Source organism: Burkholderia sp. PAMC 28687, assembly GCF_001577465.1.
In the GTDB taxonomy this organism is placed as follows: domain Bacteria; phylum Pseudomonadota; class Gammaproteobacteria; order Burkholderiales; family Burkholderiaceae; genus Caballeronia.
In genome coordinates this window covers 690,628-714,266 of the sequence record NZ_CP014505.1, presented here as the reverse complement: position 1 = coordinate 714,266, position 23,639 = coordinate 690,628, and the positions used below count along the sequence as shown (strand labels likewise).

Here is a 23,639-nt window from a genome sequence, read left to right as displayed (position 1 = left end):
CATGACCTTCCGCTTTCTTGTTGCGCTGTTCTTTTTTGTCACCACGCAAGCCCACGCCCTCACCGTCACCGACGACTCCGGCGCGGCTGTCACGTTGAACACACCGGCGCAGCGCATCGTCAGCCTCGCGCCGCATGTCACCGAGTTGCTCTACGCAGCGGGCGGCGGCGACCGGATCGTGGGCGCAGTGGAATACAGCGATTACCCGCCGCAAGCGAAATCGATACCGCGTGTCGGCGACAACAAATCGCTCGATCTCGAACGCATCGTCGCAATGAAACCCGATCTGATCGTCGTCTGGCGGCATGGCAATGCGCTGCGCCAGCTCGACCGTTTGCGCGAGCTGCATGTGCCGATGTTCTTCAGCGAGCCGCACAAGCTCGAAGACATCCCCGCGACCATCGATAAACTCGGCGTCCTGCTCGGCACATCGAATGAAGCGAACACAGCGTCGAATGCGTTCCGTCACGACATCGATGGTTTGCGGGCACGTTATGCAAACCAGCCGCCCGTGAGCGTGTTCTATCAGGTCTGGGACGATCCGCTGATGACGCTCAACGGCTCGAACACGGTGAGTGAAGTGATCGAACTATGCGGCGGCCGCAACGTATTTGCCGACCTGAAACCGCTTGTTCCGACGATCTCGACCGAAGCTGTCCTCGCTGTTGATCCTGAAGCCATCGTCACCGCAACGCCCGGCGCGACGAAATCGGAACGCGCGTTGCCATCGCTTGAAACATGGCGCAAATGGCCTTCGATGAAAGCCGTCGAGCGCGGCAATCTCTTCGGCATGGACGGCGATCTGATCAACCGGCCAACACCGCGTCTCGCGCTTGGCGCCAAGGCGCTATGCAAGGACCTGGACGCTGCCCGCGCCAGGCGTCCGAAGTAAGGTCACGCGTTCCATCGCACGAGCAGCCACTCGCCGCGCACGCGTCTGAGCCACACGATCGCGCTGAAATCCAGCGGCCATTGAATGACGTTCGCGCGTTTTATGCCGAGCAGATGGCCGGTGAGAACGCGTATGACGCCGGCGTGTGTGACAACGTGAACTGGTTCTTCGTTATCAGCGCTCAAAGCCGAATCCGCCCAACCGGCTACACGCCCGGCAAACTGCGCAACGCTCTCGCCGCCATGCTCGCGCGCATGCTCCAGATCTGCGGCCCATGCGTCGAGCATCGCGCGATCGAGGCCGTCCCAACGCTCACCTTCCCAGGCGCCGAAGTCGAGTTCCTGCAGGCGCGGATCGGTTTGGACCGGGCCTAATGATTCGGCCAGCAGACGGCATCGGCTTGACGGACTCGTGTACCAGGAGCCTTTGATGGCCGGCACCCTTAGCGCATTCAAACGCTCGTCCAATAAACGCGCCGATTCCGCCGCGTCGCCGAGAAGCGGAACATCGGTACGGCCATAACAAATCCCGGCGTCGATACCCACAGCCGGATGGCGAATCAGGACGAGATCCATGCGAGTCCGATCAAGTAGATTGCGACTTCGAAAAGCTGCTGCGCGAAGCCGAGGCAGTCGCCGGTATATCCGCCGATGCGCTTGACAAAGTATCGCCCGATGAAAAACCGCATCACGACAAGCGCCACGAGCAGCACGCAGCCAAGCCGCCAGTCGGGCCAAAACAAGCACGGCAAGCCGATCACTGCGGCCAACGCGAACGCGCCTGAACTCATCTTCTGAGCGACCGGTTTCGCCTTGCCCTCGGCACGCACGTACTCGAGCGTGCAGAGATAGCTGATCGCGAACGTGCGGCTCGCGGCATGCGCGCCGACGATCATCCATGCAGTGCGCAGCGGCAACATGGAAGCCAGCGTTTGCCACTTCAACGCCAGCACCACGATCAACGCAATCGCGCCATACGCGCCGATGCGCGAGTCGTGCATGATGCGCAGCGCGTCCTCGCGGGTGTAGGCGCCGCCGAAGGCATCGGCGCAATCGGCCAGCCCGTCTTCGTGGAACGCGCCGGTCAGGAGCAGCGTTGCGGCCATCGATAACAACACCGCAACGCCCGCCGGAAAAACCTGCAACGCCGCAAGATAAACCACTGCGCCGACGCCGCCGACCATCACGCCGATCAACGGAAAATAGCGCGCTGCCGCGTTCAGGTAATGTGGCTCGAAGCCGACCCAGCGCGGCACCGGCACGCGGGTGAAGTACCCGAGCGCGGTGAAGAAATATCGAAGTTCGTCCAATGGCCGGTTCATGGCGGAATCAGGAGGCCTTATCCGATACGCCCGCCGATTCGAAACTCGCCATCTCGTTGATGAACGCCACGGCCGCACGCAACAACGGCAACGCGAGCGCGGCGCCCGTGCCTTCACCGAGCCTCAATCCGAGTTGCAGCAATGGTTTCGCATTGAAATATTCGAGCATTCGCGCATGCCCCGTTTCATCCGACGCGTGCGCGAACACGCAGTAATCGAGTACGGCGGGATTGATGGCGTGCGCAACCAGCAACGCCGACGTGACGATAAAACCATCCACGAGTATCGTCATCCGCGCTTCGGCCGCGGCAAGAAACCCGCCGGCGATCATCGCGATTTCGAAGCCGCCAAAGGTGGCGAGTGTATCGACCGGATCCGGCGAAATTGCGTGCTTTTTCAGCGCTGCAGCGAGCACGTCGCGCTTGCGGTTGAGGCCGGCGTCATCAAGACCTGTGCCTCGTCCCACGCACGCGTCGATCTCGAGCGCGCACAGCCGGCTCATCAAACAAGCCGCCGCCGATGTATTCGCAATCCCCATCTCGCCGAAGCCAATCACGTTCGTGCCGAGCGCCGCGTGATGCCGCACACGTTCTGCGCCCTTTGCGATGGCTTGCAACGCTTCGTCGCGTGTCATGGCCGGATCGTGCGCGAAGTTGCGCGTGCCGCCGCGATGGATGGCGGCATCGACGAAACCTTCCGCTGCAGGCGATGCACTCGCCACGCCCGCATCCACGACTTCGAGCGTCATGCCCGACGCCTTTGACAACGCGTTGATCGCCGCCCCGCCTGCGATGAAATTCGCGACCATCTGCACGGTCACTTCTTGCGGGAATGGACTCACGCCTTCGGCCGCAATGCCGTGATCACCCGCGAAAACGATCATTGCCGGACGTTCGATACGCGGTCTCGCCGTCCGCTGGATCAGCCCGATCTGAAGCCCGAGCAATTCCAGCCGTCCGAGACTGCCGGGCGGTTTTGTCTTTGTATCGATGACATGTTGCAGCTTGGCTGTCATCGACCGGTCGAGCGGTTCAACGCGGGGAAATGTATCGGGCATGGTCGTGTTCATCGTTGAGGTGAGCGCATCGCGGGCACGAGCGCTTCGTGTCCGTCCTGCTGAATCAAGGTTAGCGGATAGCCGAACGCAACACTCGCGCGCTCGGGCGTCAGGACTTCGCGGACCGGGCCGGCATGCGCGTGGCCGGCGCCATCGAGCAGCAATGCGTGCGTCGCGAAACGCCGGGCCAGGTTCAGATCGTGACACGAGAAAATTACGCTGCGCCCGGGAGCCTTGCTCCAGCCGCTCAACGCTTCCAGGCAATCGATCTGATGATGCAGGTCGAGATGGGAAAGGGGTTCGTCGAGCAACAAGAGCGGCGCGTCCTGGCACAAGGTCGCAGCAAGCGATACACGCTGGCGTTCGCCGCCGGAAAGCGACTGGACATCGCGCAATGCGAGCGGAGCGAGGCCAAGCGTTTCCAAAGCCGCGTGCGCAGCGCTGCGATCCGCATCGGTTTCCCAACCCCAACCCGTCAAGTGCGGGAAGCGGTTGAGCATGACGGTGTCGAGAACGGTTGCGCTGAAGGCGTCGTACGAGGCTTGCGGCATCAATGCGCGACGACGCGCCAGGTCGTTCGGACGCCAGTCGCGAAGCACGCGGCCATCCAGAGAAATCGCGCCCGACGCTTCTTTCGACAAACCCGCCAGCGCCGAAATCAGCGTCGTCTTGCCTGCGCCGTTCGGCCCCGCGATGCACCACATCTCGCCGGGCGCAAAGGTCTGCGTCAGATCGGCGATCAAGACGCGATCCGCCGCGCGCAAAGTGAGTCGAGCAACGTGAAGTCCGTTCATGGCGTGCGCCTCAGCAGCATCCACAAGAACACCGGCACGCCGATCAAGGCCGTGATGACACCCACCGGCAATTGTGCGGGCGCGATCACCGTGCGCGCGATCAGGTCCGCGCCCATCACCGCCAGTCCGCCCGCTATCGCCGATGCAGGCAGCAACATGCGTTGGTCGTTACCGAACGCGAGCCGCAACACATGCGGCACGACGAGCCCGATGAACCCGATCGTCCCGGCAGTCGTAACGGCAGCGGCCGCCGCCAGCGATGCCACGAGATACACGCGCAACCGCAAGCGCACGACCCGCACGCCGAGCGCTTCGGCCGCAATGTCGCCACGCAGCAGAACGTTGAGCTTGGGCGCGGCCGGCACAATCGCGATCAACGCAATCAGCAACGCGATCAACGCGGGCCACGGCATCGCAACGCCGTTGAGATCGCCCGTGAGCCAGAACACCATGCCGCGCAAGCGGTTCTCGGGCGCAACGGCGAGCATCAATGTAATCAACGCGCCCCACCCTGCCGCGATCACCGCGCCGGTCAGCAACAATCTCGGCGATGCATCCTGCGGTTCACCCCGCCACAACTCGCGCCGCGCAAGTCCGAGGACGAGCAGTATCGACAAGAATGCGCCGGCGAACGCGGCGACATCGACGCTCCACCACGACATGGAGAACAGCATTGCAGCGAGCGCGAACGCCGCCGCGCCGCCCGATACACCAAGCACATACGGCTCGGCGAGCGGGTTGCGCAACAGGACTTGCAGCAGCGCGCCGGCCATCGCAAGCAGCGCGCCCGAGGCAAACCCGCCCAGCGCGCGCGGCAACCGCAGGCTGCGCACGATTTCATCGAGCACGTCATTCGATGAGGATAAAAGTGCATGCACGACACGCACAGGCGCTATCGGCACGCTTCCGATGGCCAGCGACGCGACGAATACAGCCAGCGTCACAAGGGCGAGCGCGATCCAGATTGCGAAAGCGCGCGGGGCGTCCATACGCCGGGCGTCGATACGCCGGGCGTCGATACGCTTAGCGTTCACCGCTGCTGCCAGCCAAGCGTGATGTAGGCACCGCGCCGCGGCGTGTTGTATGAATACGCAAGCTGATAGTCCTTGTTGAACACATTGTCGATCCGCGCGCCGACGTACCACGACTTCGTGATGTCGTAGCGCGCCGACAGATTCACCAAACCATAACCGCCGAGCGTCGAGTCGAAGTCTTCGCGCGCCCCGCTCGTAATCCATTCGCCTCCGACGCGCCAGCCGCCGATCGACCGGTTCACGGCAAGCGTCGCAAAGCGCCGGGCGCGGCGCGTCAGGTCCTGCTGATCGGTTTCATCGACGGGATTTTGCAGCGTGAACGACGCCCGGACATCCGTGCGCCCGACGTGCCCCTGCCACGATCCCTCGAGCCCCTGCACCTTCGCGCGCCCCACGTTCTGCGCGATGAAAAAACCGCCGCCGTCCGATACGTAGTTGATCAGGTTCGTGTATCGCGTCTGGAACGCGGTCAGCCGCAAGATCCCCACCGCGTTCGATGCATATTGCAGCGCGGCCTCGACCGAATGGCTGCGCTCGGGTTGTATCGATGGATTGCCGCTGAACGGATAGTACAGATCGTCGAAGGTCGGCGCGCGGAATGCATCGGAATAGCTGAGCGTGGCTTTCCAGTGCGCATCGAAATGGTAGCCATAGCCGAGGTAATAACTGTTGGCGCCGCCGAAATCCGAATACTGGTCGCGACGAACATTCGCCTGGAACTGGTTTGCCCCGACGTTGCCGACATAACCCGCGAAACCCGAATTCACATGACGATCGGGAGCCGCGACCTGATCCGAATCAAGCGTCTGGTCGAGATGTTCGTAGCCGAATACGAACTTGTGATCCGGCGTCAGCGCGACATCGTTCTGCCACGTGTACTGGCGGTTCTCCGAATTGAACTTGCTGTTGTAGACGCCGTTCAACTGCGTGTCCGCGCGATCCTGACCCTGCGCCACGGTGAAGTGCGTGGTCCAGTTGTCGGTGATCTTGCCGTTTGCAAAGACCGAAGTGGAACGCACGCGGTTGTGCGATTCGTTGTCGTCGGTGGGCAGGCCGTAGGCGCTGTCGAAACTGTTGATACCGTTCGACTGCAAAAAGCGCACGCCCGCGTCCCATTTGTCGCTGAACTGATGACGCAACGTCGCCGACACGCTCTCGTTCAAATACCCGTTCGCGTTCGGATTCACATTCGGCGAGGTCGAAGGATCGATCGATGAAAACCCGTCGGTCTTCTCGCGCGAGAGCGTCACGTTGAACGTGGTGCGGCCGTCTTTATCGAGCGCGCCGTTCGCACCGACCTGCTGGCGCTGCGTGTGATAACTGCCCACCTCGGTCTCGAAGTTGAAGCGCGGCGGATGATTGCCGCCATCCTTCGTGAAGACCTGCACGACGCCGCCCACCGCGTTCGATCCATAGAGCGCCGACACATTGCCGTTGACCACTTCCACGTGGTCGATCTGATCGAGCATGAGTTGCGACAGTTGGGCCGCGCCTAGTCCGGCCGACTCGACACGTACGCCGTCGATCAACACGAGCGATTGCGCCGACGACGCGCCGCGCAGGAACAATCCCGCGCTCGAACCCGGACCGCCGTTGCGCGTGATCTGCACGCCGGGCGCGAGTGCGAGGAGACCGGCGACATCGGTAGCATTGGAATCGGCGATATCCTGCTGGTCGAAGAGCGTCGTCTGCGCGATGGAATCCGCGAGCTTTTGCGGCGCGCGGGTGGTGGTCACCACGACAGGCGCGAGCGTGACGGGCTCGCTGGGAGATCCTGAGGAACTGGTCGAGGACTGAGCGTTCGCAACAACGGGTAAACTGCCGAAAACCAGCAGGACGGCGCGGGCAATAGGTGAAGCCATGATTGCAGGAAGATCCGGTAAAGGCATGCGCGACCCGCTCCCCGCAGGTCCATGCGTGACGAGCGCAGCCGCGAGGCCGCGCTCTCCCCGAGGCCGGTATCCGGGCTGGCGACATATCGGCCCGCCTTCCCGCGCGAAAGGCGCAGTGGCATGAGCGTGCTGTCCGGGCCATTCGAGCGGTATCGAGTCGTAGAATGGGCGGACGTCACGCGTGGAACCGGCTTGCAACTTGCGTTGCGGTCGCTTACCGTTGCGGGGGCAGCGCAGGTTGGCGCGGTCCGGGCGGACGTTGCTTCCTGCTTCCCGTTTAACTGCGCACGCCGGATCGGGCATGCGCGAGCACCAAGGTGCCGCGAGTTTAAGAGCGGCACCGGGACCCGTCAAGAAAGCAGGATCATGCAGTCGCGCGAGCATTCGATTCACCTGCATTCTGGTCGTACCGGTAACGTTCAAACGGAATTGAAGGGGTACTTTCAGAGACGTTCACAAATCGTTCCGCGAGCCGATAAGCGAGCCATTGAGCCAGCGTTAAAAACTGTCGATAAACAACTCGATAAATCATTTCCCCTTACGAATAAAGGCTCGCGCCGATGCATTGACTTCAAACTGCTGTTACGTCTGGAAACGAACCAAATTTCTGAAGCGCCAGCGAAGCGCGCTAAAATGCGAGGTCTTAAGAGGACGCAGCACATGCTCAACGAACTCGAATCACTGTCACAAAATATTGGCCGGCTGATCAAAATCAGCGAACGGCATCATCAAGCGCATGACGCTCTCTCCCAGCAACTCGACCAGTTGCGCTCGGAGTTTGCGCTCGCGCAGCAGGAACTTGCCAACGTGCGTGAAGAGCGCGACGCCCTGGTGGCGGAGCGCGATTCGTTATCGGCGAAAATCGATGACGCACAGGTTCGCCTCAACGCAATCCTCGAAAAATTGCCGCGTGCGAAAAACGCGCCCGAGCCGGATAACCAGCTTGCCCTTTTGCCTCCCGATGCCAGCAGCGAACCGGACACCGCCGAAGCGGCGAACGGCGCGTTGCATGAGGAATCACACCATCACGGAGAAAAGGCATGACGACCAAGCAGATCGAGGTATCCATTCTCGGCGCGCCGTACCGGCTCGCCTGCTCACCGGAAACCGAAGCTGCGCTGCGTGAAGCGGTCGCGCGAGTGGATGCGGAAATGTCGAAGGTGCGCAATGCAAGCAGCGTGCGCGGCACGGACCGGATTGCGGTGATGGCGGCGTTGTCGCTTGCTTCGGAATTGCTCAAGCTGCAAAGCAGCGTGCGTCACGGCGAAGCGTTCCCCGCCGAAGAGATCCGCCGCACGATGCATCAAATGAACGAACAACTCGGCGTCGTGATTTCACAATACGAAGCGCAGTAATTCGCAATGGCCATGCTTGCGCATAGGTTTGCTAACGCTGCGCGCGCCGTGTCACGAACGTTATTGTGTTGCGACTGACATAAAGTTTTCCCGTATCAGTGCTGCATCGGCGGGGCGATTGGTGTACAGTGATTGTTCCCTGCCTGGTTTGCCAAGGTCATATATTCCTTGAACCAATGCCATTGTGCACGGTTGTGGGATCTTGTAGCACTGGCGAGCGCGTCACTCTGTCTGATGAGCCCAAGGTGCTGCTTACTGCGACCAATCTTGAACCCAGGTTCAGGATGCCGGCCTAGCGGCTTGGGCGGGGACCTCATTCTGCAGCATGCGTTTTTTAGACGCGAAGTTGCAAGCAACAGGTTGATCAAGCTAACGGCGTCGGATTTTTTCCGATGCCGTTTTCTTTTGTATCGTGTGCGCTGCGAACATTGACGCGGCGCACACATTTTGCGGGCGACGTTCATGCGCTACTGGCTGATGAAGTCGGAACCGGACGAAGCGAGCATCGACCATCTCGCTCACGCTCCGAAAAAAACCTTGCCCTGGACCGGCGTGCGCAATTATCAGGCGCGCAACTTCATGCGTGACGGCATGGAGCGCGGCGACGGCGTGCTGTTCTATCACTCGAGTTGCCCGCAACCGGGTATCGCGGGAATCGCGAAGGTATCGTCGGCGGCTTATCCCGATCCCACGCAATTCGATTCGTCGAGTCCTTACTTCGATCCGAAGTCATCGCAGGACAAGCCGCGCTGGCTTCTCGTCGATGTCCACTTCGTCAGGAAAACACCGCTTATTCCCCTCTCGACGCTGCGCGAACACGCGGAGCTTGCGGATATGCAGGTGCTTGCGCGCGGCAATCGGTTATCGATCACGCCTGTCACCGAAGCGCAATGGCGCTTTATCACCGAACATCTTTTGTAACTCGATTGAAGGGAACTTCGCGAGCGCCATCGTCGCCTAAGCAACGGTCACATTGACGTGCACTCATGCTTACGGAGTTAAACGATGACAAGGAAAAATACCACTTCGGCACTTGCCGCCATCGCGCTTATTGCAGGCGCTGCCATGGCGCAGAACGCGTTCGCGCAAAGCTCCGTCACCCAGGCACAACCGTCCGGCGTGTTGTCGCTTGCGGCGCAGGCGAGCGAGGACGTGCCTCAGGATGTCGTCGATATCACGCTCTTCTACGAGCAGGAAGCGAAGGACGCGGGGTCGCTGACAAGCGTGCTGAATCAGCGCGCCGATGCCGCGTTGCGCATGGCGAAGGGTGTCGATAACGTGACGGCACATAGCGGCGCGTTCACGGTCTATCCATCGACCGATCGCGATGGCCGCATCTCCGCATGGCGCGGCCGCACGGAAGTCGTGCTGGAATCGAAGGACTTCACGGCAGCAACCAAGCTCGCCGGCAAGATGAGCGACGCCATGCAGGTGGGCAGCGTCACGTTCTCGTTGTCGCCCGAGGCGCAGCGCGAGGCGGAGCAGAAGCTTTCCACGCGTGCGATCGCTTCATTCAAGCAGCAGGCGCAGGCTTCATCGCAGGCGTTCGGGTACAGCGGTTATGCGATTCGTGAAGTGAATATCGGGCATAACGGGTCATCGCCGAGACCGGTCATGATGATGGCCGCCCGAAGCATGAACGCGGACGCGAAGATGGCCGCGCCAATGGCGCTGGAAGCGGGTTCGTCGACCGTGACGGTGAATGTGTCGGGCTCGGTGCAGATGAATCGTTAAGCACTTTTGCCGCCTCGGCATGAAAAGCCTCGCTTTTACGCGAGGCTTTTCATTTTCCACGAATCGATTTGCTGCTCAGGAAACTTTCGCCGGGTCAGAGGGCACCATACGTCCCCGCTTGTAAGACCACACCAGCATTCCAATTCCCACGATGATCATCGGCAATGAAAGCCACTGCCCCATCGAGAGATTCGCGGCCAGCAACCCCAGGTAGTCATCCGGCTCGCGAGCGAACTCCACCGTAAATCGCGCGATACCGTAACCAATCAGAAACACCGCCGAAATCGCACCGACCGGCCGCTGCTTTCTCGACATCAGCCACATCACGATAAACAACGCAAAACCCTCCAGCGCAATCTCATACAACTGCGACGGATGGCGCGGCAGCATCTGGTATCGATCGAAAATTTCCCGCAGATGCCATTGCGCGTCGAGGTCGGGATGCTTTTGCAGCCAGATGGCGTCATCAGGGGACGCGTTCTGGAAGAGCATCGCCCAAGGCGCGTTCGGGTTCGTCACACGCCCCCACAACTCACCGTTGATGAAATTGCCGAAACGTCCCGCGGCAAGGCCGAGCGGCACCATGGGCGCGACGAAGTCGGTGACCTGCAGCCACGTCCGCTTGCGTTGCCACGCGAACAGGATCATGGCGGTGATCACGCCGAGCATGCCGCCGTGAAAGGACATGCCGCCTTCCCATACCTTGAAGATATCGAGCGGATGCGCGAGATAGAAACTCGATTTGTAGAACACCACATAACCCAGCCGGCCGCCGAGAATGGTGCCGAGCACGCCGTAGAACAGGATGTCGTCGATGTCTTTCGTGGTCCAGCCCTGCGCCGACACGTAAGGCAAACGCAGCCTGATCCGTCCGATCACAATGCATTGAATGAACGCCAGCAAATACATGAGGCCATACCAGCGCACGGCGAGCGGGCCGAGATGAATGGCAATCGGATCGAAGTTCGGGTGAATGAGCATGTTTCTATGTACGTGTAGGAGTCACGGCAGCGCGGGCACGGTGGCCGCATGAGCGCGCACTATATCGATAAAACCGGCGAGCACCGGGCTGACCTCCGCCGCGCGCCACATCAGACCCGTCTCGACGACCGGCCCGGATTCGAGCAACGGACGATACACCACTCCGGTCCTTCGCAGATGACGCAGCGATTGCGGCACGAGCGCGACGCCCATTCCAGCGGACACCAAACTGACGATGGTCTGCATCTGGATGGCCTCCTGCCCAATGCGCGGCATCAGGCCGGCGGCGCCGTAGCAGCCCATGATCATGTCATAGAAATCCGGCGCGAGACGCCGCGGAAAGACGACGAGCGGGGCATCGGCGAGCTGGTGGAGGCTTACGGGCGTATCCGACCATTCATCGGCGCCCAGGTCCAGTTCGGCCGCGGAATCGCGCGACATCGCAATAACGAGCGGTTCCCGCGCGATCGGCAAGTACGACAACGCCACCGCGTGACGCGGCGGCAGCGGCGGAATGACCAGACCGGCATCTATGCGCCCCGCCACCAGCTCTTCCACCTGCACGTCGCTGGTCGCTTCCACGAGTTGCAGCCGCACGCCAGGGTATCGCGCGCCGAAATCGCGCAGCAGCAAAGGCAAGAGGCCGTAATCGGCGGTGGAAACGAACGCCAGCGATAAAACCCCCGCCTCGCCCCGCGCAAGCGACTGCGCGAGCGGCCGCAGCGCGTCGGCGCCGGCCAGCAGCCGCCGCACCTCCGGCAGCAAATCCTTGCCGACGGGCGTCAGCTCGACCGAGCGCTTGGTCCGCACGAACAACGCCACGCCGAGCATCTCCTCGAGCGAGCGAATGGCCTGCGACAACGGTGGCTGGGTCATCGCAAGCCGTCCGGCCGCCCGCCCAAAGTGCATTTCCTCGGCAACCGTCACAAAATACCGCAACAATCTGAGTTCGATGTTTCGCGCTTCCACTGATACCTTCCGCGACCTTATAGACCCTGAATAATATATTGGACACGCGTTCGCAGAAGCTCCATCCTTCTGCGATCAAACAAAAATATTCTCAAGGAGCCCCCACATGGCCTTCAATCGCCGCTCGAAAAACATCACGCAAGGCGTCGCGCGTTCCCCGAACCGCTCGATGTATTACGCCCTCGGCTACAAGGAAGAAGACTTCGACAAGCCGATGATCGGCATCGCGAACGGTCACTCCACCATCACGCCGTGCAATTCGGGCCTGCAAAAGCTGGCGGACGCCGCTGTCGAATCCATCCGCAAGTCGGACGCCAATCCGCAGATTTTCGGCACGCCGACGATTTCCGACGGCATGTCGATGGGCACCGAAGGCATGAAGTACTCGCTCGTCTCGCGCGAAGTGATCGCGGATTGTATTGAAACGGCGGTGCAAGGCCAGTGGATGGACGGCGTGGTCGTGATCGGCGGCTGCGACAAGAACATGCCGGGCGGCATGATCGGCCTCGCGCGGATCAACGTGCCGGGCATCTACGTGTATGGCGGGACCATTCGGCCGGGCAACTGGAAGGGCAAGGACCTGACCATCGTGTCGTCGTTCGAGGCCGTGGGCGAGTTTTCGGCCGGGCGGATGTCGAAGGAAGATTTCGACGGCATCGAGAGAAACGCATGCCCGTCGAGCGGTTCGTGCGGCGGCATGTACACGGCGAACACCATGAGCTCGTCGTTCGAGGCGCTCGGCATGTCGCTGCTGTATTCATCGACGATGGCGAACCCCGACGAGGAAAAAGTCACGTCCGCGGCGGAATCGGCGCGCGTGCTGGTCGAAGCCGTGAAAGCCGACCTCAAGCCGCGCGACATCATCACGAAGAAGTCCATCGAAAACGCCGTCGCGCTGATCATGGCCACGGGCGGCTCGACTAACGCCGTGCTGCATTACCTGGCTATTGCGCACGCCGCGGAAGTGGAATGGACCATCGACGACTTCGAACGCATGCGCAAGAAAGTGCCGGTGATCTGCAATCTGAAGCCGTCGGGCCAGTACGTGGCGACCGATCTGCACAAGGCGGGCGGCATTCCGCAAGTCATGAAGATCCTGCTCGACGCCGGCATGCTTCACGGCGATTGCATCACGATCACGGGCAAGACGCTCGCGGAAGAATTGAAGGACATTCCGTCGAAGCCGCGCGCTGACCAGGACGTGATTTTCCCCATCGACAAAGCGCTTTACGACGAAGGTCATCTCGCGATCCTGAAGGGAAATCTGGCCACGGACGGCGCGGTCGCCAAGATCACCGGCCTGAAGAACCCGGTGATCACGGGCCCGGCCCGCGTGTTCGAGGACGAGCAAAGCGCAATGACCGCGATCGTCGCGGGGCAGATCAAGGCCGGCGATATCGTCGTGCTGCGTTACCTCGGGCCGCAAGGCGGTCCCGGCATGCCGGAAATGCTGGCGCCGACGTCGGCGATCGTCGGCCAGGGCCTGGGTGAATCCGTGGGCCTCATTACCGATGGCCGTTTCTCCGGCGGCACCTGGGGCATGGTGGTCGGCCACGTCGCGCCGGAAGCGTTCGTGGGCGGCACGATTGCGCTGGTCAAGGAAGGCGATTCGATCACCATCGACGCGCACAAGCTGCTGCTTCAACTCAACGTGGACGACAAGGAGATCGAACGCCGCCGCGGCGAGTGGAAGAAACCCGCGCCACGATATACGCGCGGCGTGCTGGCGAAGTACGCCGCGCTGGCGTTGCCGGCGAACAAGGGCGCTGTGACGGGTTGATACTTAGTTCGTAGTCGAACGTCCAGGGGCGCACGATGCAGATCGTGCGCCCCTTGTCTCTTATACTGTGGCGCAACCGGCCAGGTTAAAAACCAACGGAGACCACATGGCGTTCGGTATTCGATTGAGCAAATGGGGAATTGCGTGGGTGCTTGTTTGCAGCGCAGCAAACGTTCATGCGCAACAGCCGACAAACTCCGATCCGCGTCTTGTGCTCGCTCAGGGCAGCAATTGCATGAGCTGCCATTCGATATCGCGCGATTTCATGGGGCCATCGTTCAAACATGTCGCTGCCCGATACGCGGACGTTCCCGGCGCCCATGAGATCGTGGCGCGCAAGATTGCGGAAGGCGGCGTGGGCGACTGGGGCGTCGTGCCGATGCCCGCCAATACGCAAGTCACGCCCGATCAGGCGCACGCTTTGGCGGACTGGATTCTTTCGTTGAAGTGATGTCCGAATGACGTCCGAACCCTAGCCACGGCCCCGCCGTTCCAGTTCGTCCGCCACAGCTTCCCGCACCCACTCCGTCAGCTCTGTTTCAAGCGCCAGCGCGACTTCGCGCGTGATCTGGCTGACAAGCCACGTGGAATGCTCCTGCAAGGATTCGCGGCACCGCTCTTCGATCAGCGTGCGTCCATCGCCCGTAAGGAAATGTGTAAACCGGCCGCGCAGCCGTTCCGCGATCTGGTCGGCATCGCGGTCGGTGCCGTGCGCGACTGCGCCAGGCGCAGCCACCGCAGGCGACAACACCGGCTCAGGCGGACGCGGCGCCACGCGGGCACGCTCGGCGCGTCCGGGCACGATGACATCGGTGAGAACAGGGATGGAGGAATCGAAGTTATCGGGTGATTCGGCCGTATCGGGCGCGGTGGTGATGGGCACGAGTGGACTCCGTCTTGATGGCAGGCACGCCTTTAGGATAACGGCCGGCGTTTTCGGGGATCATACCCTGTACGCGGCGGCGCGCCATCCCGGAGGTTTCACGCTCCGGCGCCCTGTTTGTAGTTGTTGAGCACATACCCGCGATCGCGATAGAACCGGTAGCGCTCCCGCCCCGCCACGAGTTCATGCTCGTCGTTGCCGACCACTTCCAGCAGCCGTTCGAAACGCGCGAATTGCGGCGGCACGGCGGCGCCGAGGTTCAGCAGGATCTGATGCTGCTGGTTCTCCAGCACCGTATCGAGCGACGCCGCCAGCAACACCGGCGTGTCGGCCGCAAGTGCGCTGTCCGCCATGCAATGCGGCACGAATTCGAGCGGCTTGAACGTCCACAATTGTTCGTCGAAACGTTTCAGCCGCTCGGGTTCGGCCAGCACGATCAACGGCTGGCCGCTCATGTACGCCTTGCGTGCGAGGCGGCAGGCGTACGCGATCGAATCGCCCACATTCGAATGAAAGTCGATCCGCGTCATGCCCGCGCCTCCCTGCCGGCGCCCGTAATGCTCGATACGCGCAAACTCATCACCCCGCGCGATCCACGAGGAATTGCGTGAGCAACGGCACCGGACGGCCGGTTGCGCCCTTCGCAGCGCCGCTCTTCCACGCCGTACCCGCGATATCGAGGTGAGCCCAGGGATAGTTCTGCGCAAAGCGCGAGAGGAAACACGCGGCCGTAATCGCGCCGCCCGGCCGGCCGCCGATATTTGCAAGATCGGCGAAATTCGACTTCAGCAGGTCCTGATATTCGTCGTCGAGCGGCATGCGCCAGGTCGGATCGATCGCTTCCTTCGATGCATCCAGCAGTTCGCCCGCGAGCGCGTCGTCCTTCGAGAACAGACCCGTGTTGTGATGGCCGAGCGCGACCACGCACGCGCCGGTCAGCGTGGCGATATCGATCACGGCGGCCGGCTTGAAGCGTTCCACGTAGGTTAGCGCGTCGCACAGGATCAGCCGGCCTTCGGCGTCGGTGTTCAGCACTTCGATGGTCTTGCCCGACATGGACGTCACGATGTCGCCCGGCTTCACTGCGTTGCCGGCCGGCATGTTCTCGCAGGTCGGAACCACGCCGATCACGTTGAGCTTCAGTCCCATTTCCGCGATGGCGCGCATGGTGCCGAACACGGAACCGGCGCCGAGCATGTCGTACTTCATCTCGTCCATGCTGTCGCCCGGCTTGATGGAAATGCCGCCGGTATCGAACGTGATGCCCTTGCCAACGAGCACGACCGGCGCAGCCTTCGCACCCGCGCCCTGATGATGCATCACGATAAACGCAGGCGGTTCGATCGAGCCTTTCGCCACCGACAGGAACGAGCCCATGCCGAGCGCTTCGATCTGCTTCTGGCCGAGCACTTCGACCTTCAGCTTGAATTCCTTACCGAGTTTTTTCGCGGTATGGCCGAGATACGTCGGCGTGCAGACGTTCGGCGGCAAGTTGCCGAGGTCCCGCGTCAGGTCCATGCCGTTGGCGAGCGCCGTGGCGTGCTTGACCGCGAGCTTCGCGGCTTTTTCGTCGGTTGCGTCGATGCTGAACACAACCTTTTTCAACGCACGATCGCCGTTTTCCGGCTTGCTCTTCATCTGCGTGAACTTGTAGGTCAGCTCGCGCAGCGCGAGGATGGCGCAGCGCACACCCCAGTCCCCGGTGCGCTCGGGCACGGGCAATTGGGCAAGGGTGAATGCAACATTTGCAATCTTCGTGGCGAGCAATGCGCGCCACGCGGCGCGTGCCGCTTCCGCATAAGCCTTCTGGTTGAAACCGTCCTGCTTGCCGAGACCCACCAGCAAAATACGCGATGCGCCCAGACCCGTCACTTCGGTCAGCATCAGCGTGGAACCTGCCTTGCCGCTCATGTCGCCGGCTTTCACCGTGCGCGTGAGCAGACCCTTGGTCGCCAAATCAATCTCGCGGGCTGCGCCCGTCAACGTCTGCGCTTCGAACACGCCGAGCACTACTACATCGGCTTTTCCGTTAAGGAAACCATTTGCCGAGCCTTTGCTCCAATCACAGGCTTTTATGCTAAAGTCCATCGCGCTTATCCTCGGATAAAATCTTGGCTGAAGGATGAAAGCCGCAATTATCCGCTATTTTTTCCGAGGCGGTCACAGGTAGCGATGCCCGGATCGAATGTCTGCCCTCATGACTTCGTCCAGTTTGCACGTTTGTCATCGCATGGCGGCCAGATGCGGCCGCCAAGATGGGCCCGCATATCGTCCAACCGTCAGTCGCCGCCGGCTTCAAGCTATCAATCAATGATCTTCCAACGCTCCCTTCAGCGTGAACTCGCGTACACCGCCGGTGCCGTATTCATGGTGCTGCTGACCATCATGCTGACCACCATGATGATCCGCATCGTCGGCTTCGCGGCGTCAGGCCAGGTCGATCCGCGCGACGTCGTCGTGCTGATCGGACTCACCGTGATCGGTTATCTGGCCGTGATGCTGATCGTCACGCTGTTCGTCTCCATTCTTTTTGTGCTCACGCGCTGGTATCGCGATTCGGAAATGGTCGTGTGGCTTGCGTCCGGCGTGAGCCAGACCGCACTGATCAGGCCCGTCGCCGTATTTTCCACGCCGATCATCATCCTGATCATCTTCTTTGCGTTCATCGGCTGGCCCTGGTCGAACCAGCAGAGCAAACTCATCAAGGCACGTTTCCAGCAGCGCGATGAAGTGTCGCTGCTCGCCCCCGGCCAGTTCCGCGAATCGCCGACAAGTCACCGCGTGTTTTTCATCGAGAAGATGTCGCCGGACCAGGGGCACGTGCAGAACGTGTTCGTGACCAGCACGGAAGGCGGCAAGGTGAACGTGGTGGTATCGAAGAATGGTCATACCGAAACGCATGCGAACGGTGACCGTTTCGTCGTGCTGGAAAACGGCCGCCGATACGACGGCATTCCCGGCCAGCCGAATTTCCGGATCATGGAATTCGAGCGATACGGCGTGAAGATCCAGAGCCAGCAGTTCGTGAATACGCCGTCGACCACGGGCATGTACACGAACGAACTGCTTGCCGACCCAAGCCGCACGAATCTTGCTGAAATCGCCTGGCGCGCCGGGTTGCCGCTCATCGCGCTCAACCTCATGCTGCTTGCCATCCCGCTTTCGTACCAGAATCCGCGACGCAGCCGCACCATCAATCTCGTCATGGCCGTGCTGATCTACCTGACTTATTCGAACCTGCTGAACGTTGTGCAGTCATGGATCGAGCAGGGACGCGTTTCGTTTGTCGTCGGGCTGCTCGGGCTGCACATACTGGTTTCGGTGCTGGTGGCGTTCATCTTCTGGATGCGCATCCGCAATCGGCCGCTGTTCCGGCTGTCGAGCCTCACGCGCTCGAAGGGGGCCTGACGCATGCGCATTTATGAACGGTACTTCGCGCGTCAGATTTATCTCGCGTTCATTTTCATTCTGTTTGCATTCTCCGGCCTGTTCTTCTTTTTCGATCTGATCAATGAGCTGAATACGGTCGGGCACGGCAACTACAAATTCGGTCTGGCGGTGCTTCGGGTCGCGCTGCAAACGCCGTCGCGTTTTTACGAAATCATCCCCGTCGCCGCGTTGATCAGCGCCATCTACGTGTTCGCGCAAATGGCTGCAGCGTCGGAATTCACCATTTTCCGTGTGTCGGGATTGTCGACCGGCAAGGCGTTGCGTTCGCTGATGAAAATCGGCATTCCGATGGTCCTGCTCACCTATGTTATCGGCGAAGTGGTGGGCCCCTACTCCGATCAGCTTTCGGAAAAGGTCCGGCTGGAGGCGCTGGGGTCGTCGGTATCGATGAACTTCGAATCCGGCGTCTGGGTGAAGGACACGCTGACCGCACGCGCCGACGGTGAGCAGGTCACGCGTTTCGTGAACGTCGGCACCCTCAATCCTGACACGACCATTGCGGACGTGCGGATCTATGAGTTCGATTCATTGTTGCGCCTGACCAATGTGCGCATTGCAAAAAGCGGCGTATTCCAGCCACCGGGTCATTGGAAGCTTACGGGCGTGACGGACACGCAACTCGTCGATGCACCGCCGCAAACGGTGAATCCCGGCGACGCCCTGAATCCGGTTTATCGTGCGCAGCAGACAACGTTGCCCGAGTATTCGTTGCGCTCCGAACTGACGCCACAGATTCTCTCAGTGCTGCTGGTTTCGCCCGACCGGATGTCGATGTTCAACCTGTTTCGATACATCCAGCATCTGACGGAAAATCATCAGGATTCGCAGCGGTATCAGATCGCGTTCTGGCGCAAGATCTTGTATCCGCTCGCGGTGCTGGTGATGCTGGTGCTGTCGCTGCCGTTCGCGTACCTGCACACGCGTGCTGGCGTAGTCGGCGTGAAGGTGTTTGGCGGCATCATGATCGGCATGAGTTTCCAGTTGATCAACACGCTGTTTTCGCACATCGGCACGTTGAATACCTGGCCCGCGCCCGTCACGGCCGCGGCGCCTGCACTGGCCTATCTGATAGTCGGATTGATCGGCCTGCGCTGGGTCGATCGGCACTAGAGACACCAGGCACTCGGTTTCGCCCTCTGTGGAGCATGCAATGAGCAAGCACGGCATGATTTTGTTTGGTCACGGCGCACGTGATCCGCGTTGGGCCGAGCCCTTCGAACGCCTCGCGACAAAGCTGCGCGCCCAGCGCAGCGATCCGGTTTCCCTCGCGTTCCTTGAATTGATGACGCCGGATTTGCCCATGGCGATCGAAAAGCTTGGGTCGGACGGGTGTGATGTCGTTACCGTCGTGCCCGTGTTTTTTGGCCAGGGCGGCCATATCCGGCGGGATCTTCCTGAGTTGCTGGATCGATGCCGCGCAACGTTTCCGTCGGTCGAGATCAAGTGCGCGGTAGCGGTCGGGGAAGATGAAGCGGTGCTGGACGCAGTTGCGCAGTATTGCCTGCGGCAGATCGAATAAGCTCGGCAGATTCAAGCGCTTCGAGTCTTGCGCACCCTATTGAAACAGCAAAAACAGTCATATCTGACCAATTAAACCAGTTTATTGGTCAGATATGACTGTTTTTTCGCTCAACAAGATTGATGTCGCGTCGAATTTGTCTATACTGACTAATTAAGTGGATTTATATGTCAGATAAGACAAAATGAAACGCAACAACAAGGACTTCATCTCTCCTGAACTGGACCAGCGGGCGACCTCGTTCGGCCGCGCGGTTGCCGCCGCACGCATCGCGCGCAACATGACGCGGCAAGACTTTTCCGAGCGGGCCAACATGAGCCCGAGCACCTTGGCACGCATTGAAAGCGGCGACGTCTCCGTGAGTTTCGCATCCTGGCTTCAGGCATTCGACCGCGCAGGCCTTCTCGGTACGCTCGAGCCGCTCGCCAATCCCCAGAACGACCGGATAGGCGAAGCACGCCGCCAGATAGAGTCCCGCGTGCGCCCACGCAAGAGCGCAGCGAAGACGGACGACTATGATTTTTAATACCTCGACGTGGAGCAAATACGTCTTCATTACGCTGGAAGGGTCGTCGGAGGCCGTACCTGCCGGCAAGCTCGAACTCCTCGAAGAAGGAATCAGACCGACTGCATCGACTTTCGTCTATGGAAACAAGTATCTGCAACGCGCGAACGCCACGGCCGTAGACCCGGTCAGCATGCCATTGAGCGAGGCAAAAAAAACAAAAGAAGTGGCGTTTCAACCACCAGCGGGACTGGCGTTATTTGGCGCGATTCGCGACGCGGCGCCGGACTCCTGGGGCCGGCGGGTTATCGAGAATATGCTGCGGGCCGCGCCCGATGGTCTGCCCGAGACCGACTACCTCGCTCATGCCGGTCCGCACCGCACGGGCGCGCTCGATTTCAGGGACTCGCCGACCTCACCTGCGCAGCCTGGCAAATTGCCGGATGCAAAAGCGCTGTCCTATTTGCTCGATGCCGCCGCGATGATTCAGGAAGGCAAGCCGGTTCCGAAGAAGTTGCAATTGCTCTTTAGCGTAGGCGCCACGTTCGGCGGCGCAAGACCAAAAGCCGTGCTGCTCGACGATAACCGCCAGTGGGTCGCAAAATTCCCGGTTGCCCGCGACGGTTTCAACGTGCCGCTGGTAGAACGCGCAACGCTGGAGCTTGCCCGTCAGTGCGGCATGCGGGTGCCGACGACCCGGTCCGTTCACCTTCCCGACGGACGCGATGTCATGTTGATCGAGCGGTTCGACCGCGTGCCGTTGCCGGAGGGTAGCTTTGGCAAACGGCACGTCGTCAGCGCTCTAACCATGCTCAAGATGCACGAAAGCGATACTGCCTCCGCCAGCTACACGGATCTGTCGGATACGCTGAGCGAGCGCGGCGCGGTTGGTTTTGTCGCGGCTGACAAGCTCGAACTGTTCAAACGCATGGTGTTCAACATCCTCGTGACGAACGACGACGATCACCTCCGTAATCATGCATTTGTGTGGGACGGTGCGAACAAGGGCTGGCGCCTGAGCGAGCTTTACGATGTAGTCCCGAAGCCGCAGGTCGGCTCCGAACGTTTCCTGGTGCTCGGCGTCGGTCCGGCAATGGGCCGCCTGGCGACGCTCGATAATGCTCTCTCCGCTGCGGGGCGGTTCGGGCTTCTCAAACACGCTGCAGCGGAAATCATCCAGCATCTGTCGAGCGTAGTACGCGAGTGGCGAACCTACTTCGAGGCGTTCGATGTCCCCAAGTCCGAGTGCGACAAGATCGCCTCAGCGTTTCGCAAACCGCAGAGCATAGGGCTGCGCGAAGTCGAGAAGGTTTAGCGCAATAAAAAAGTCCCCTGCCGGTCATCGACCGGCAGGGGACTTTCAATCGAAAGACATCAAGCCGCCGCTTGCAAGGCCGCTTTCACCTGACCGGTTTCTGCCAGCGCGCGCTCCGCAAACGCCTCACCGATCATCAGCAAACTCGGCTGCGATGCATCGAGCCAATCCTGTGCATCACCACGTGCCATTTCACCCAGCGTCAGCGTCAACGAACGCTCGCGCTCGGTACTGCAAGCCTCGACGATAGCAACCGGCGTCGATCCCGCCCGTCCTGCATCGATCAATTGCTGCGCAATCTCCGGCGCGCTGTCGCGTCCCATGTAGAACACGAGAGAATCGGCGCTGGCCTGCTCGCGGATCTCGTCGCTGTCCGGCGCGCGGCTATAGGTCGCCAACGCCACGCTCCGCGATACCCCGCGCAACGTGAGCGAGCGCTTCAGCGTCGCGGCGCTCGCCAGCGCTGCCGTGATCCCCGGCACCACTTCATATTCGATACCTGCGGCTTCGAGTGCGCGCATTTCTTCATCGGCGCGACCGAAAAGCATGGGGTCGCCTCCCTTCAGACGCACGACGATGTCATGCTCGCGCGCGGCATCGACGATCTGCTTGTTGATGAAATGCTGCGCCGTCGAACGCTGTCCGCAACGCTTGCCGACGGCGATCCGATGCGCGTCGGGCGCGTAGTCAAGCATGGCGGGCTCGATCAGCGCATCGTGCAGAACCACTTGCGCCTGGCTCAGCAGCCGGGCGCCGCGAACCGTGATCAGGTCTGCAGCACCAGGCCCCGCGCCGATCAGATAAACCTTACCCATAGTCATTGCTCAGGCTGAGAACGAGCGAATCATCCCGGCCGCAACCGTGTGATGCGTCGCTTCATCGATAAGAACAAACGCGCCCGTACCCTGATGCGTATCGTAGGCATCGCAGACGATCGGCTTTTGCAGCGTCAGCGCCACGCGGCCGATGTCGTTCATGTTCAGGTCACGACGATCAACCGAATGCAACAGCGTATGCACGTCAAGCACTTCCTTGATCGCACCGATCCGCGCGAACACCGTGTTCGTGGTCTGCTTGAGCAAGTACTTGCGTTGCGGTGAAAGCGGTTCTTCGTCGAACCAGCAAAGGTCGGCATCGAGCTTTTTCGCCGGCTCCACCTTCACGCCGGTCGCGTTGCGCGGCACGAACGTATCGCCGCGCGAGACATCGATATCTTCCGCAAGGCGGATGGTCACCGTCTGGCCCGCGAATGCGCGATCTACTTGCCCGACACCGCCCGGCACCGGCGCAATGATCTCGGCCACCGTGGCATCCCGGTTGGCAGGCAGCACGGTGATGGAATCGCCGAGCTTCACTTCGCCCGACTCCACGCGCCCCATGTAACCGCGGAAATCGTCGGCCTTGTTGCCGTCCTGACGCGCGACCCATTGCACCGGAAAGCGCAGCGCCTGTTCGACAGGCTGCGCTACCGGCAATGCTTCGAGCAGATCGAGCAGCGGTTCGCCCGCGTACCACGGCATGCGTTCGCTGGCGGTCACGATGTTGTCGCCCTTCAACGCCGATACCGGCACGAAGCGCACATTGCTGATATTGAGCCGGCGCGCGAGCTCGACATAAGCATCGCGGATCTCGTTGAAACGCGACTCGCTGAAGTCGATCAGGTCCATCTTGTTGATCGCGACGATCACGTGCTGCAGCCCGAGCAACTTGACGATCGCGCTATGACGCACGGTCTGCGGCAGCAATTGCGCAACGCCGTCCTTGAACGTGACGCGCGTGGCGTCCACGAGAATGATCGCGGCATGCGCCGTGGATGCGCCCGTCACCATGTTGCGCGTGTACTGCTCGTGTCCGGGGGTATCGGCGATGATGAACTTGCGCTTCGCCGTCGCGAAATAGCGGTATGCCACGTCGATGGTGATGCCCTGCTCGCGCTCGGCTTCGAGGCCGTCGGTCAGCAGCGACAGATCGATTTCATCGCCGACGGTGCGCTTGTTCTTCGCGCGCGACAACGCCGACAACTGATCCGACAACACCGCCTTGCTGTCGAACAGCAAGCGGCCGATCAGCGTGCTCTTGCCGTCGTCCACACTGCCCGCGGTGATGAAGCGCAACACGCCGAGGTCTTCGGGTTGATGAATGCTCATGATGTTTCCCT

The 23,639-nt window shown here is 61.1% G+C and carries 25 protein-coding genes, 1 other RNA gene and 1 riboswitch; of the genes, 13 read left to right on the top strand and 13 right to left on the bottom strand.

Annotation, left to right across the window (positions count from 1 at the left end; genetic code table 11):
• The first annotated feature begins 1 nt into the window (after nt 1).
• Nucleotides 2-892, top strand: a complete 891-nt coding sequence (locus AX768_RS03330; RefSeq protein WP_061998775.1) for a cobalamin-binding protein — start codon at nt 2-4, stop codon at nt 890-892.
• A 2-nt stretch (nt 893-894) separates the two neighbouring features.
• Here the strand turns inward: AX768_RS03330 and cobC are convergent, their stop codons facing one another.
• The 6 genes from cobC to AX768_RS03300 are packed head-to-tail and all read right to left on the bottom strand — an operon-like array spanning nt 895 to nt 6,960.
• Nucleotides 895-1,467, bottom strand: a complete 573-nt coding sequence (gene cobC, locus AX768_RS03325) for an alpha-ribazole phosphatase family protein (protein WP_061998774.1) — start codon at nt 1,465-1,467, stop codon at nt 895-897.
• Nucleotides 1,452-2,213, bottom strand: coding sequence for an adenosylcobinamide-GDP ribazoletransferase (locus tag AX768_RS03320; RefSeq protein ID WP_061998773.1), 762 nt, complete (start codon nt 2,211-2,213; stop codon nt 1,452-1,454). The genes cobC and AX768_RS03320 overlap by 16 nt, the downstream gene beginning before the upstream one ends.
• 7 nt (nt 2,214-2,220) lie before the next feature.
• Nucleotides 2,221-3,270 carry a nicotinate-nucleotide--dimethylbenzimidazole phosphoribosyltransferase gene (gene cobT, locus AX768_RS03315; protein WP_155524171.1) on the bottom strand — a complete coding sequence of 350 codons (1,050 nt, stop codon included), beginning with the start codon at nt 3,268-3,270 and terminating at the stop codon, nt 2,221-2,223.
• Nucleotides 3,271-3,278: 8 nt separating this feature from the next.
• On the bottom strand, nt 3,279-4,064 hold the full coding sequence (locus AX768_RS03310; protein WP_062000737.1) for an ABC transporter ATP-binding protein: 786 nt from the start codon (nt 4,062-4,064) through the stop codon (nt 3,279-3,281).
• On the bottom strand, nt 4,061-5,053 hold the full coding sequence (locus AX768_RS03305; RefSeq protein WP_061998771.1) for a FecCD family ABC transporter permease: 993 nt from the start codon (nt 5,051-5,053) through the stop codon (nt 4,061-4,063). Before AX768_RS03305 ends, AX768_RS03310 begins: the two co-directional genes overlap by 4 nt.
• A 41-nt stretch (nt 5,054-5,094) precedes the next feature.
• The gene (locus tag AX768_RS03300) at nt 5,095-6,960 is read right to left on the bottom strand and encodes a TonB-dependent receptor domain-containing protein (RefSeq protein WP_061998770.1); all 1,866 of its coding nucleotides are present in this window, start codon (nt 6,958-6,960) and stop codon (nt 5,095-5,097) included.
• Between the two features lie 74 nt (nt 6,961-7,034).
• Nucleotides 7,035-7,322, bottom strand: a riboswitch (cobalamin riboswitch).
• A gap of 328 nt (nt 7,323-7,650) precedes the next feature.
• Here AX768_RS03300 and AX768_RS03295 point away from each other — a divergent pair.
• From AX768_RS03295 to AX768_RS03275, 5 genes are all read left to right on the top strand, one after another.
• Nucleotides 7,651-8,034 carry a hypothetical protein gene (locus AX768_RS03295; protein WP_061998769.1) on the top strand — a complete coding sequence of 128 codons (384 nt, stop codon included), beginning with the start codon at nt 7,651-7,653 and terminating at the stop codon, nt 8,032-8,034.
• Nucleotides 8,031-8,345, top strand: coding sequence for a cell division protein ZapA (locus AX768_RS03290; protein WP_056351781.1), 315 nt, complete (start codon nt 8,031-8,033; stop codon nt 8,343-8,345). Before AX768_RS03295 ends, AX768_RS03290 begins: the two co-directional genes overlap by 4 nt.
• 133 nt (nt 8,346-8,478) lie before the next feature.
• Nucleotides 8,479-8,660, top strand: a non-coding RNA gene (gene ssrS, locus AX768_RS03285) — 6S RNA.
• Between the two features lie 147 nt (nt 8,661-8,807).
• Entirely contained in the window at nt 8,808-9,266 is a 459-nt protein-coding gene (locus AX768_RS03280; protein WP_061998768.1) for an EVE domain-containing protein, read from the top strand.
• Nucleotides 9,267-9,350: 84 nt separating this feature from the next.
• Nucleotides 9,351-10,079, top strand: coding sequence for an SIMPL domain-containing protein (locus AX768_RS03275; protein ID WP_061998767.1), 729 nt, complete (start codon nt 9,351-9,353; stop codon nt 10,077-10,079).
• 75 nt (nt 10,080-10,154) lie between these two features.
• Here AX768_RS03275 and lgt read toward each other — a convergent pair whose 3' ends face one another.
• Both lgt and AX768_RS03265 read right to left on the bottom strand, forming a co-directional pair.
• The gene (lgt, locus tag AX768_RS03270; protein ID WP_061998766.1) at nt 10,155-11,060 is read right to left on the bottom strand and encodes a prolipoprotein diacylglyceryl transferase; all 906 of its coding nucleotides are present in this window, start codon (nt 11,058-11,060) and stop codon (nt 10,155-10,157) included.
• Nucleotides 11,061-11,081: 21 nt separating this feature from the next.
• A complete protein-coding gene (locus AX768_RS03265) occupies nt 11,082-11,969 on the bottom strand; it encodes a LysR family transcriptional regulator (RefSeq protein WP_062000736.1) in 888 nt (295 codons plus the stop codon).
• Between the two features lie 166 nt (nt 11,970-12,135).
• Between AX768_RS03265 and ilvD the strand changes: the two genes are divergently transcribed.
• Both ilvD and AX768_RS03255 read left to right on the top strand, forming a co-directional pair.
• Entirely contained in the window at nt 12,136-13,809 is a 1,674-nt protein-coding gene (gene ilvD, locus AX768_RS03260) for a dihydroxy-acid dehydratase (RefSeq protein ID WP_061998765.1), read from the top strand.
• Nucleotides 13,810-13,915: 106 nt separating this feature from the next.
• The gene (locus AX768_RS03255) at nt 13,916-14,260 is read left to right on the top strand and encodes a c-type cytochrome (RefSeq protein ID WP_069638342.1); all 345 of its coding nucleotides are present in this window, start codon (nt 13,916-13,918) and stop codon (nt 14,258-14,260) included.
• Nucleotides 14,261-14,281: 21 nt separating this feature from the next.
• Here the strand turns inward: AX768_RS03255 and AX768_RS03250 are convergent, their stop codons facing one another.
• The 3 genes from AX768_RS03250 to AX768_RS03240 all read right to left on the bottom strand — a co-directional run bounded on the left by AX768_RS03250 (nt 14,282) and on the right by AX768_RS03240 (nt 16,780).
• Nucleotides 14,282-14,692: a DUF2486 family protein gene (locus tag AX768_RS03250; RefSeq protein WP_231941309.1), complete on the bottom strand. Its 411-nt coding sequence runs from the start codon at nt 14,690-14,692 to the stop codon at nt 14,282-14,284.
• A gap of 98 nt (nt 14,693-14,790) precedes the next feature.
• Nucleotides 14,791-15,222 (bottom strand): DNA polymerase III subunit chi, encoded by a 432-nt coding sequence (locus AX768_RS03245; RefSeq protein WP_061998764.1) that lies wholly within the window; start codon nt 15,220-15,222, stop codon nt 14,791-14,793.
• Nucleotides 15,223-15,271: 49 nt separating this feature from the next.
• On the bottom strand, nt 15,272-16,780 hold the full coding sequence (locus AX768_RS03240) for a leucyl aminopeptidase (protein WP_061998763.1): 1,509 nt from the start codon (nt 16,778-16,780) through the stop codon (nt 15,272-15,274).
• Between the two features lie 222 nt (nt 16,781-17,002).
• Here AX768_RS03240 and lptF point away from each other — a divergent pair, with 222 nt between their 5' ends.
• The 5 genes from lptF (at nt 17,003) to AX768_RS03215 (ending at nt 21,481) form a co-directional block, all read left to right on the top strand.
• Nucleotides 17,003-18,100 (top strand): LPS export ABC transporter permease LptF, encoded by a 1,098-nt coding sequence (gene lptF, locus AX768_RS03235; protein WP_061998762.1) that lies wholly within the window; start codon nt 17,003-17,005, stop codon nt 18,098-18,100.
• 3 nt (nt 18,101-18,103) lie between these two features.
• Entirely contained in the window at nt 18,104-19,252 is a 1,149-nt protein-coding gene (gene lptG, locus AX768_RS03230; RefSeq protein ID WP_061998761.1) for an LPS export ABC transporter permease LptG, read from the top strand.
• 40 nt (nt 19,253-19,292) lie between these two features.
• Entirely contained in the window at nt 19,293-19,661 is a 369-nt protein-coding gene (locus tag AX768_RS03225; protein ID WP_061998760.1) for a sirohydrochlorin chelatase, read from the top strand.
• A gap of 184 nt (nt 19,662-19,845) precedes the next feature.
• On the top strand, nt 19,846-20,187 hold the full coding sequence (locus AX768_RS03220; RefSeq protein WP_061998759.1) for a helix-turn-helix domain-containing protein: 342 nt from the start codon (nt 19,846-19,848) through the stop codon (nt 20,185-20,187).
• Complete coding sequence (locus AX768_RS03215) at nt 20,177-21,481, top strand: type II toxin-antitoxin system HipA family toxin (protein WP_061998758.1); 1,305 nt, start codon at nt 20,177-20,179, stop codon at nt 21,479-21,481. Before AX768_RS03220 ends, AX768_RS03215 begins: the two co-directional genes overlap by 11 nt.
• A gap of 59 nt (nt 21,482-21,540) precedes the next feature.
• On the opposite strand, the gene cobA is transcribed toward AX768_RS03215, so the two are convergent.
• Nucleotides 21,541-22,296, bottom strand: coding sequence for a uroporphyrinogen-III C-methyltransferase (gene cobA, locus AX768_RS03210; RefSeq protein ID WP_061998757.1), 756 nt, complete (start codon nt 22,294-22,296; stop codon nt 21,541-21,543).
• 9 nt (nt 22,297-22,305) lie between these two features.
• Nucleotides 22,306-23,631, bottom strand: a complete 1,326-nt coding sequence (locus AX768_RS03205) for a sulfate adenylyltransferase subunit 1 (protein WP_172811961.1) — start codon at nt 23,629-23,631, stop codon at nt 22,306-22,308.
• Between the last annotated feature and the right edge of the window lie 8 nt (nt 23,632-23,639).